The sequence below is a fragment of the Aquiluna sp. genome, from assembly GCF_965064355.1.
The window spans coordinates 1-10,424 of record NZ_CBCHRQ010000049.1; the positions used below are offsets into that span (position 1 = coordinate 1).

The 10,424-nt window shown below is 52.5% G+C and carries 12 protein-coding genes and 1 pseudogene; 3 read left to right on the plus strand and 10 right to left on the minus strand.

Features of this window, described 5'->3' with window-relative positions; all coding sequences use genetic code 11:
- A pseudogene (locus AC128V_RS05115) lies at positions 1 to 660 on the plus strand (anthranilate phosphoribosyltransferase); the annotation flags it as partial.
- A gap of 66 nt (positions 661 to 726) precedes the next feature.
- Here the strand turns inward: AC128V_RS05115 and AC128V_RS05120 are convergent.
- Together AC128V_RS05120 and yczE are read right to left on the minus strand one after the other, a co-directional pair.
- Positions 727 to 1,215, minus strand: a complete 489-nt coding sequence (locus tag AC128V_RS05120) for an NUDIX domain-containing protein (protein ID WP_482763605.1) — start codon at positions 1,213 to 1,215, stop codon at positions 727 to 729.
- Positions 1,212 to 1,799 carry a membrane protein YczE gene (yczE, locus tag AC128V_RS05125; RefSeq protein WP_482763606.1) on the minus strand — a complete coding sequence of 196 codons (588 nt, stop codon included), beginning with the start codon at positions 1,797 to 1,799 and terminating at the stop codon, positions 1,212 to 1,214. Before yczE ends, AC128V_RS05120 begins: the two co-directional genes overlap by 4 nt.
- Positions 1,800 to 1,838: 39 nt before the next feature.
- On the opposite strand from yczE, the gene AC128V_RS05130 reads away from it, so the two are divergent.
- Entirely contained in the window at positions 1,839 to 2,597 is a 759-nt protein-coding gene (locus tag AC128V_RS05130; RefSeq protein ID WP_482763607.1) for a glycerophosphodiester phosphodiesterase family protein, read from the plus strand.
- 61 nt (positions 2,598 to 2,658) lie between these two features.
- A complete protein-coding gene (locus tag AC128V_RS05135) occupies positions 2,659 to 3,018 on the plus strand; it encodes an RNA polymerase-binding protein RbpA (protein WP_482763608.1) in 360 nt (119 codons plus the stop codon).
- Here the strand turns inward: AC128V_RS05135 and AC128V_RS05140 are convergent.
- The 8 genes from AC128V_RS05140 to AC128V_RS05175 form a co-directional block, all read right to left on the minus strand.
- Complete coding sequence (locus AC128V_RS05140) at positions 3,008 to 3,718, minus strand: polyprenol monophosphomannose synthase (RefSeq protein WP_482763609.1); 711 nt, start codon at positions 3,716 to 3,718, stop codon at positions 3,008 to 3,010. The genes AC128V_RS05135 and AC128V_RS05140 overlap by 11 nt on opposite strands.
- The gene (gene lnt / locus AC128V_RS05145; RefSeq protein WP_482763616.1) at positions 3,715 to 5,211 is read right to left on the minus strand and encodes an apolipoprotein N-acyltransferase; all 1,497 of its coding nucleotides are present in this window, start codon (positions 5,209 to 5,211) and stop codon (positions 3,715 to 3,717) included. Before lnt ends, AC128V_RS05140 begins: the two co-directional genes overlap by 4 nt.
- Before the next feature lie 19 nt (positions 5,212 to 5,230).
- Entirely contained in the window at positions 5,231 to 7,675 is a 2,445-nt protein-coding gene (locus AC128V_RS05150; RefSeq protein WP_482763610.1) for a DEAD/DEAH box helicase, read from the minus strand.
- The gene (gene tatC / locus AC128V_RS05155) at positions 7,668 to 8,456 is read right to left on the minus strand and encodes a twin-arginine translocase subunit TatC (protein ID WP_482763611.1); all 789 of its coding nucleotides are present in this window, start codon (positions 8,454 to 8,456) and stop codon (positions 7,668 to 7,670) included. The genes AC128V_RS05150 and tatC overlap by 8 nt, the downstream gene beginning before the upstream one ends.
- A complete protein-coding gene (locus AC128V_RS05160; protein ID WP_482763612.1) occupies positions 8,456 to 8,662 on the minus strand; it encodes a twin-arginine translocase TatA/TatE family subunit in 207 nt (68 codons plus the stop codon). The genes tatC and AC128V_RS05160 overlap by 1 nt, the downstream gene beginning before the upstream one ends.
- Before the next feature lie 4 nt (positions 8,663 to 8,666).
- Complete coding sequence (locus AC128V_RS05165) at positions 8,667 to 8,978, minus strand: hypothetical protein (RefSeq protein WP_482763613.1); 312 nt, start codon at positions 8,976 to 8,978, stop codon at positions 8,667 to 8,669.
- The gene (locus AC128V_RS05170; RefSeq protein WP_482763614.1) at positions 8,975 to 9,925 is read right to left on the minus strand and encodes a helix-turn-helix transcriptional regulator; all 951 of its coding nucleotides are present in this window, start codon (positions 9,923 to 9,925) and stop codon (positions 8,975 to 8,977) included. The genes AC128V_RS05165 and AC128V_RS05170 overlap by 4 nt, the downstream gene beginning before the upstream one ends.
- The coding region (locus AC128V_RS05175) for a helix-turn-helix transcriptional regulator (protein ID WP_482763615.1) at positions 9,918 to 10,424 on the minus strand (507 nt) is incomplete at its 5' end. The genes AC128V_RS05170 and AC128V_RS05175, both read right to left, overlap by 8 nt.

Genomic DNA, 10,424 nt, shown 5'->3' on the forward strand with positions numbered 1-10,424 from the left:
CTCGACTTGGCACCTGTGCAGGTGGCAGAGGTCTTCAAAGAAGTGGGAATCACTTTCTTCTTTGCACCGGTTTTCCACCCCGCTATGCGTTTCGTCGCGCCGGTAAGAAAGCAGCTGGGAGTTCCAACCACCTTCAACTTCTTAGGACCACTGGCAAACCCGGCACAGCCAATCGCGACTGCCCTGGGAGTATCGAACCTTCAGATCGCACCGCTTATGGCGCAAGAGCTGGCCCAGCGCGGTCGCACGGCGCTGGTGTTTAGGTCCTTAGATGGACTGGATGAGATCTCAGTCACCGCTCCAACTCAGATTTGGCAGGTTTCGGGTGGTCAGGTCAAGGAATTCAGAGTTGAGAAGCTTGTAAACCCTGACGTCAGTCTCGATCAGCTACTGGGCGGCGATGCCAAGTACAACGCAGAAGTGGCTGCTGCGTTGTTTGCAGGTGACCTAAGTGGAAACCTCAAAGCAATCAAGGAAGTTGTTCTGCTAAACAGCGCAGCTGGAATCGCAGCCTACGAATTAGCCAAAGACCCAAGCCTTGCAAGCAAGCCAATTGAAGAACGACTCCAAAGCGGATTTGACGTAGCTATGGGAGCCTTGGAATCCGGTGTAGCGCACGAGAAGCTCGTGCAGTGGTCACACGCCACACAAATCAAGTAATTCAGAGTCTCAGCTGCGGGGAGTGGCTGAAATAAACGTTACTTGACATAATGTTTATTATCGGCTTTATGAACCTTGATCTGGCGTGGTCTTCTGCCCCTGGTTCCCATAGCGCTCGATCAACAATTCAATTGCGCCCTGTGGCCCAACCCAAAGCTGCTCAACGATTACTTCATGAAGAGTCACCCAGCGGTGCATAACTGTGTCGCGATGTTCATTTGCGGTCCAGTTTTCTGAACTTGGTTCAAAGGGCTCTGAAACTCTCAGTTCGAAAAAGTAAGCCTCTCCAGAATCATGCAGTCGGACATCGTCCATCGGGTGGTGGATTCTTGTAATTTCCAAAAAATCCTCAGGATTGAAAAGCTTTCCAGTCTCCTCAAAGACCTCTCGGATGATTCCTTGCAGCGGTTCCTCGCCAATTTCTAGCCCACCACCTGGAAAAACCCACTGCGGGGGCAGGGAAGAGCCGGGGTCAAAGTGAGATAAAAACAGCAAAAACTTGTTATCTGGGGTGAGGATTAGCGCTCTGGTTGAGATCCTGTGTCGGAGATTCAAAGCTTTCCTTTTTTGTCAACCAACTTAAACAGCCTGAGCCCCAGCTGGTTTAGATACCCAATAGCAAAGGCGAAGATCAGGGTGCCTTCTCGAACCTGCCCGCCAAGGGCGAATCCAACCAGCACAACCAAGACTTCGACAATTGACCTTGCCTGCCAAAACGGCAACTTGAAGCGCTGAGCGATACCGGTGTTTAGACCATCGCGTGGCCCCTTACCCATGCCGCAAGAAATGTAGAGTCCTGTCGCAAACGAGACAACCACTAAACCGAGCACAAACCACACCAATTGAGCCAGATAGCCATCGAGCCTCGGCATCAGAGGAAGCCAGAAATCGGCGTAGACACCGAGTAAAACGGCATTGAGTATCGAACCAATGCCTGGCTGTACTCTCAGTGGAATCCACGCCATTAGCACCATGATGCTGACGGCAATGGTTGACTGCCCGAAACTCAATCCGGTTTGCTTGGAAATTCCTTGTGCCAGCACATCCCATGGGGCTAGCCCAATTGATGCGTGGACCAGCATCGCAATACCAATGCCGTAGACAAACAGCCCGCCATTTAGCTTCAGGAAGCGATACACGAAATTAGACTGAACCACGTCTAAAGATTAGGGGTAACCGTGCCAGATTCAGCATTGAAGAAGTATTTCGATACTGCTCGTCCCCACCTGCTAGCTCATCGCGGACTCAATCAGCAGCAGGCAGGCATCGACGAAAATTCAATTGCAGCATTTGAGCAGGCACTGAAATTTGGTGCAACTCACATCGAGTCCGATGTCCACGCCACCAAAGATGGCGTTGCCGTTTTGTTCCACGATGACGACCTTCAGCGAGTAGCCGGACTCCCCCTAAAAATTAGCGAATTGACTTTTGCCGAGCTGAGCGAAATAAAGCTCGCAAATGGATCCAAAGTTCCGAGTCTGAGAGAAGTGCTCCAGCACTTCCCCAGCCTGAGACTGAATCTCGACGTGAAGGCTAGGGCTGGCTGTGAAGCTACAGCAAAGGTGCTAAATGAGTTCAGGGCCTTCGACCGGGTTCTGGTATCAAGCTTTTCTAGAGGTCGAAAAATTCAAACCCTACGACTGCTGGATGCCAAAGTAGCCACCAGCGCCGCCAGCACCGAGGTCCTTGGGCTGTGGATCACGCACAAAATCTTTGGCATTGGCTTTGGTGTGATTGCGAAGAATTTTGACGCGATTCAGATACCGCGCAGCTTTGGTCTAATTCACATGGACACCGAAAGTTTTATCACGCGGGCTAGGAAGCACGGACTCGAAGTCCATTTCTGGACCGTGAATGACCCCAAAGAGGGGAAAGCCCTGATTGCCCTAGGTGCGACGGGTATCGTCTCTGACCGGGTAGATCTCTTCAAATTCTGACCACTTGCTGTGAATCAGCAAGATTAGGAATTACCTCCTCGGTACTGGGGTTGGGGCGTACATGGCTGAATCTATGCGCGGTATGAGACTAGGAACCCAATCCCTCGAGTCAGATCGTGGTGTTGCCCTCTCCAGCAGACAAACTGCTGAGTTTCGCTGCGCACAAGGACACCAGTTCCCAATTGTTTTCTCAAGTGACGCAGAACTCCCACAAACCTGGGAATGCGCATCTTGCAGCGCTGTCGCAATTCGATTTGAAAATGGTGCCGAAATTGAAGTTACCGGGCTAGATGTCGAACCAAAACGCTCGCACTTTGACATGGTGCTAGAGCGCAGAACTCGCGACGAGCTGGAAGAGTTACTAGCTGAGGTGCTAGCCGAGATGCGCGATCGCCGCTCGAAGGGCAGACTTACCGCCTAATTTGCCGAGTGATTCCCCACTTGGTCGCCAGTACAAAAGCCTCCAGAACAATAGCCAGCGTCATTTTGCTGACTCCGTTCTCACGCTCCACGAACTCAATCGGAACCTCAGTCACTTTGCTGCCGATCGCCAGGACATTTCTTGTCATTTCGACTTGAAAACCGTAACCCTGAGCGGCAACGCTCTCCAGCGGAAGTTTTAGCAGCAGTTCTTTTCCATAGACCCGAAAACCCGCTGTTAGATCACCGAGATTAGAACCGAGCATTCTGGCCGCATAAAAGTTCCCAAATCTTGAGATCAACATTCGATACCAGGGCCAGTTCCGCACCGCTCCCCCAGGAACCCAACGCGAACCAATCACTAGGTCTTGCAAACCGGCGTGTTCTAAAAGTTTTGGCAGGTCTTGAGCGCGGTGGCTACCATCAGCGTCCATCTGCACCAAAAACTCAAAGCCATTCGCTATCCCCCAGCTGATGCCGGCTAGATAGGCCTTTCCAAGGCCCGCTTTGTCCTTTCGGTGTAGTACCTGCATGGCGGGTAGTGAAGCGGCTAACTTATCCGCGAGAGCTCCGGTGCCATCCGGAGAGTTGTCGTCAATCACCAAGAGTTCGACAGCGGGGTTGTGTCTAAAGAGGTCGACTACCGATCGCTCCAGGGTCTGAATCTCGTTGTAGGTCGGCATCATGACCAAAATCTTCATCGTTTGCGCCTAATCCCAAGTGCCAAAAAACTAAGCGCAAGGGCCGCGTTGAGGCCATCAAACCAAAGCCCCAACCCAGTTGCCGGAGTATTTCCCTCAATAAGTGGAACGTTTTGCACCATGGCATCAGGGGTGTACCACTCAAGCTGATCAAGCACAGCGCCATCTGGCAGGTAAATCGCACTTAGTCCAACGGTGGAGATGTTTACCACTGCCCTACCGGTCTCAATTGCACGTAATCTTGCGATCGCCGCCTGCTGATGCGTCTCGTCGCTGTAGCCGAAATCTGCGTTGTTGGTTTGAGAAAGTATCAATTGAGCACCATCTAGCACCAAACCACGAGGAATGTCGTCCTCCGCTATTTCAAAGCAAATAAGACTTCCGGCAGTGAACTCGGCGTTACTAAAAATGCCGTCCCTGGTGCCAAACGAATATCCCCTTGGGACCAGGTCGATTAGATCTGGAGCCAGGCTGCGCCAAAAAGCGCGGTCTGGAACATACTCAGCAAATGGCACCGGTCGCTTCTTATCGTAAAAATCGGTCGGTCCAATACCGGGTTCCCAGAAAATGGTTGAGTTGAAAGCCTCCTCACCTCGATAGGTGATGGTTCCAAATGCCAGTGGCGCTTTGTACTTCTCAACCAAGGTCTCGATCTCTGCCCTGGCCACAGCGGAATCCAGCGGAGAAACATCGCTGGCATTCTCCGGCCAGACAATTAGGTCTAGATCTTCCGAATCGGGGATCCCCGCATAGCTGGCATCCAAGTGATTTTGCAAAATTGCACCACGCTCTTGGTTTGAAAAAAGTCCAGCCAGAGCATTGCCTTGCACTGCCGCAATCCTGATCTCACCAACCTGCTGTGTCCCAAGACCAATCGGAGTAATTGCTGGAATCAAGGCCACTGCAGCGGCAATAGCTGCCATCGGAACTAATTTGGAAGGCTTCTTTTTGATGGATTCAAGTGCAATCAAAACCAACAGCATTGAGAGCAGTGCCAGCGCAAAGCTGATGACGGAAATCCCACCCCACCAGGCGAATTTTGCAAACCAGCCATCGGCCTGAGTCATGCCAAGCCGCGACCAAGGGAATCCTCCGTAGGGGAAGTTAGAGCCAGCCCACTCCCGCAGGGTCCAGATGCTGGCCGCGGCGAATGCAAAACCAACCAAGCCATAACCCTTGGGTTTCAGCCTCTTGTATAGCCAGGCTGTTGCTCCGACACCGAATGCGAAGAAGAACGACATCAGAGAGCTAAGGGCAATCAGCGGTACCGGTCCTAGGTAGAGCGCTAACCACTCGATGTGAGAGATGTAGTAGGCCTGACCCGCAATAAACCCGACGGCCGTGGCGACCCAAAATCCAAGCCCTTGGGTAGCCAAAAAGATTAACCCGGGAATCACCACTGCAAGAATCCAAACGCCTTCGGTCGGGAAAGCGTACAGCGCTAATCCGCCGGCAAGAATCGCCAGCGGGATTCGCCACAGCAGTTGAATCATCACCTTAGAAGCCTAAAACCTAGACGTAGTAGCTGTAGGCAACGATGCCGCGTTTGACTTGATCCATCGCGTCATATGCGGTCTTCGCAACTTCTGGGTCCGCACCCTTTGAGATTTGATCCAATAGGTCAATTAGCTGCTTGGTCCACCTAATAAAGTCACCTGGCAACTGCCCAGAGAGCTTCAACACATCATCTAGCCTTGCACCAGAAGCCCAGCGGTAGATTGCCCATGACATGCCTAGTTCTAGTTGGGTCTCTTTTGGAAGTCGGTATTTGGTTTGCAACTCCAAAAGCTCTTCTTGAATCTCCTCGGTCTGGGCTAACACCTCTGCGAAGTTACCCTTGGGAAGCCTTGGCTCGTATTCATTTTCTTCGCGACGTGCCTCGTAAACCAGAGAGATTGCCATGGCCGCAAGGTTTGGAGCATCGAGTGTGCTCCACACGCCGCGGTTTAGGCACTCCGCAATCAGAAGGTCTCGCTCACCGTAAATTTTTGCCAGGCGATTGCCCTTGGCTGTTATTTCAAGGTCCTCTCCGTCCTGAATCATGTATTCCAAATCTGTCAGTAGCAGGCAGATGCGCTGAAAAGTCTTGGCAACCTGGTTCGTGCGACCCTCGATAGCGGCGATGGTGCCATCAATCTCTTTGCGCAGTTTCTGGTAGCGCTCCCCCCACCTCGCGTGGGCTTCGCGATCCGAGCAGCCGTGGCAAGGGTGGGCTCGCATTGTTTTTTTCAAATCCGCAATCTCGTTATCGATGCGACGAAGCGATCGTGAGTTGCGGATATCTTTACCAGCCCTGTGCTTACCGCTAACTCCGCTGCGCTCAAGGTCGCTCAGATCGCGACGAAGCGCTGAATACTCAACGAAGTCACCAAGATGGCACTGCATCGACTCTTCGTAGCCTTCGAGCGACTCCTGCTTTTCAGAAATAGACCTAGCGAGCCCCACCACAGAGCGGTCAGCCTGGAACTGCGCAAAAGACTTCTCGAGCATCTTGCTGGCACGATTAGCTCCAAATGCCGAGGTTAGATTCACCGCCATGTTGTAGGTCGGTCGGAAGGAGCTGTTTAGCGGATACGTGCGCTTCGATGCCAAGCCCGCGACCACCAATGGATCCAGCTGCGCACCCCACAGAATCACGCTGTGACCCTCGGTGTCGATTCCGCGGCGACCTGCTCGACCTGTGAGCTGGGTGTACTCCCCCGGTGTGATTGCCACGCGAGACTCGCCATTGAACTTATCTAGCCGCTCCAGCACCACTGTTCTGGCCGGCATGTTGATGCCAAGGGCCAATGTCTCGGTAGCAAAGACAACCTTGACAAGCTTTCTAAGAAAAAGCTCTTCAACCACTTCTTTGAAGGCAGGCAGCATTCCAGCGTGGTGAGCGGCAAATCCACGTTCCAAAGAAGCGAGCCAATCGAAGTACCCAAGGGTATCGAGGTCTTCGTCCTGAATAGTAGAACAGCGCGCGTCAACCAGTCGCCTGATCTCCTGCTGCTCTTCTTTGTTGGTTAGCCTGATCCCATAGCGACGGCAGGCTTCAACTGCCTTTTCGCAGCCTGCGCGCGAGAAGATGAAGAAGATCGCCGGCAATAGCTCAAGCGTTTCTAATTCCAGGACCACATCCGGCTTTTCAAGCTTCGGGAAAGCACTTTGATTCCGGTTTCGGTCAGTCGGCGAATATTGCTTGCCTCCCCATTTTCCGGTTCGTTTGATAGGACCCCTAGCCCTGGCCTGGTGCTTGCGCATTAACTCCGGGTTCACAATTCCCTTATTCGAGCCAGATTCGAAAAGCTCCAAAATCTCATCACCGAGCATTACATGCTGGTGCAGCGGCACCGGTCGGTGCTCGGAAACAATGATTTGAGTGTTGCCCCTCACCTCAGCAAGCCATGCGCCAAACTCCTCGGCGTTTGAGACGGTGGCGGATAGTGAAATGACCCTGACGTCCTTTGGAAGGTGAAGAATCACCTCTTCCCAAACTGCTCCGCGGAACCGGTCTGCAAGGTAGTGAACCTCATCCATCACCACATAGCCAAGATCTCTAAGTGAGGTGGACATTGCGTAAATCATGTTGCGCAATACCTCAGTGGTCATCACCACAATCTGTGCCTCAGAGTTGTTGTTGGCATCTCCGGTTAAAAGGCCTACCTTGTCTTTACCGTACCTAGCTGCAAGTTCCGCAAACTTCTGATTGCTGAGCGCTTTGATAGGGGTGGTGTAGAAGACCTTTTGACCACTGGCAACAGCCAGGTGGATTGCAAACTCTCCAATGATGGTTTTACCCGCACCGGTTGGAGCGGCAACCAAAACACCAGAACCGCCCTCAAGGGCAAGACAGGCTCGTTCCTGAAAGTCATCGAGAGGGAATTTCAGGCTAGAGATGAAATTAGTTAGCTCTTTGCCCTTAGCTCGCGTCTTAGCGCGCTGATACCTCTCGGAAGGTGAGAGGTCAGTCAACTTCCAGCTCCTCGCCAAGTAGCTTGGCATCGCGTCGAGCCCGACGCTTGTCATTGAGAACCGCAATCCCCACCGCGATGAAGTAAAGAGCGGCCAACGGGCCCATAAGTAGGAACATCGACATCGGATCTGCGGTGGGGGTAGCCAGAGCGGATACCAATGCAATTACTAAAACCGCTACGCGCCAGCCCTTAAGAATTGCCTTACCGGAAACCAGGTTGGCAAAGTTCATGAGCACCAGCAACACCGGCATGACAAAGGCCAGACCAAATACCAGCACGATCCGAATAGCAAAGAGAATGTAATCGCTGGCATTAATGACGTTAGAGCTACCCTCGGGGGTAAAACCAATAAGGACGATTACAAAGCTAGGTAGCGACGACCAAGCGATGTAGGCACCAGCCAGAAACAGCGGTACCGAGCTGAAAAGAAAACCTAGAGTGAAGCGGCGCTCGCGGGTTTTGAGTCCGGGAGAAACAAAAGCCCACAGGTTATAGAGCCAAAAGGGCGAGGTGATAATCACACCGAGGAAAATTGAGACTTGAATACGAAGATCAAAAGCGGAAACTACCGTGCCGAAATTGACTACTGCTTCAATGCCGCGAGCTTTGGTGACCTCCAGTAGTGGAGCCTGCAGAAGCTTGAAAACCGGTTCAAACAGGTACCAACCAATGACGGTTCCAACCACCAGGAAGCCCGCCGACCACGAAAGTCTTACACGCAGCTCTTTTAGGTGAGAGCCAAGGGACATGCGGCGCTCTTTATCTTTGCGCCCGAACATTAGCCTTGCTTCTGCTCGCCCTCAGGTGTGGTCTCAGCTTGAGGCTTTGCCTCGCTGGTCTTTGGCTGGCCTTCGCTGCCAATTTCCTTTTTGAAGATACGCATCGACTGAGCCATGCTCTTTGCTAGCCCTGGAAGCTTAGGAGCACCCCAAAGAAGCAATACGATCGCCAGAATAATGATCCATTCCCAGCCCTGAAGTCTCATTGAATTACCTCTTGTCAATATTCATGTGGTCTAAACGTGCAATCAGTCTATTCCTTCTAGCTTGCGCGGCATCCTGCTTTGCACGCTCGCGTTTCCTACGCGCCACTAACACATCGCTAAGGTCTGCAGCTGTGGTGTTTTTGGCCGCTGTGAATTCCCGCTCCAGAGGTTCTGCCAAGAGATTCATTGATGCCTGAAGTGGGACGGCTGCCGCCTTTAGGGCTTTCAAGCTGAGGATTAGTCGGTAACCAACTAAAACCAGCCAGTAGAGGCTCGCGCCAATCGCGCAGATTCCAATAATCCATGCTGGGCTCATTCTTCAATCACCACTTCCCCATCCAGGCTCTTGGCGGCAAAGTCTCGAACTGCATCACGCGCACTCGGAGGGGCAATTACCTCAACCGCACCTCCGTAGCGAACCACGTGCCTAGCAATAGCGGAGATATTTCCAACCCGAATCGAGCCAAGGATCTTGCCGTCCTTCTTGGTTATTGAACCGGCCACAGGGAAGTTCCAAAAAATCTCTCCGGCTTGGTTATCAGCCACCAGCTGAACAATTTCGCCGTCTCCGGTGCCGTAAACCTCGTCTGGAATTGATTCTTTTTTGGCAGCTTCTGAGATGGCAATTTTCGTGCTCTCAAGGTTGGAGAGTCTTTCAATTCGGAAGGTCCGCAGCTCGCCGGCGTCAAGGCAGTAACCGCGCAGGTAGTGCTTGTTACCAACCAAATCAATCCTCAGCGGATCGACCTGGCGGTGAGACTTCTTGCCAAGCTGGTTGATGTAATCAAACACCACTTGCTTCTGCCCCAAGATGGCTTCCCTGATCAGATCCAGCTCTGCAATGTCGACACTTTCATGCGCGACAACCCGCTGGGTCACGCCACCGCTCAGCGCAGTTCGAAGTTCAGCTAGGTCTTTGTTGTTCTTGAACTCGGGAAGACTTGATAGATACTCCAGCCCAATTGCCAACGATGTCTGCTGGTAACGGCTCAAGGTTGGCGCGTGTTCTAGGTTTGCGCCTCCCACGGAGAAATCAATGATTCCTTCTTCGTAGGCATCCCAGTCCAAATAGAAGTGGGATAGCGGGGAGGTCAGGTCTTCGCTGTTGGTGATGGCGTTAGCAGCCTTCAGGATCGCCTTATCACTGACCCCAAAGTGTGCAGCAAGTTCTCTAACCGCTATGCCGCCTTCTTGCAGCACCAGTCCAACCATCGCCAATGCCAGGTTGAATAGTCCATCACCGTCAATTTCTTGCTTAGGCATGCTGCTTAATCACCGCCTTGAGCGATGCGCGGATCCTGCGCTTTAGCGTCTCTGGCTCTATAACTTCAACATCCGACCCAAACTCCAAAAGATCCTCAGCCAATAGCGCCTCGTCCATGAAGTTGATCTTGGCGATGCCGTCTTCGCCGGGGTTTAGAGCAAGATGGGCCTCGGTGTCACCAGCCACTTTGATGGTGGCTAAGTTGCCCTGCACAAAGTCGTTGAGCTCCTGCTCCACCTGCTGAAGTTCAGCCAGGGTAAGTCGCTTGGTCTCCGCTTCCGAAATAGTGACTTCTGAGACGATGCGCCTTAGCAGGAAGTTCTTTGTTTGGCCTTCATGAACTGCCAGCAGCACCCATTGCCCCTCAATCTGCCGCAGGCTCTGGGGAGAGACGATGCGGTCAGAAAGTGATCCATCCGGCTTTTGGTAGCGGAAGGCCACCTGATTACCTGAGTCAATTGCCATTGCCAGTGGTGAAAAGGCTGGGTGACGGGTGAG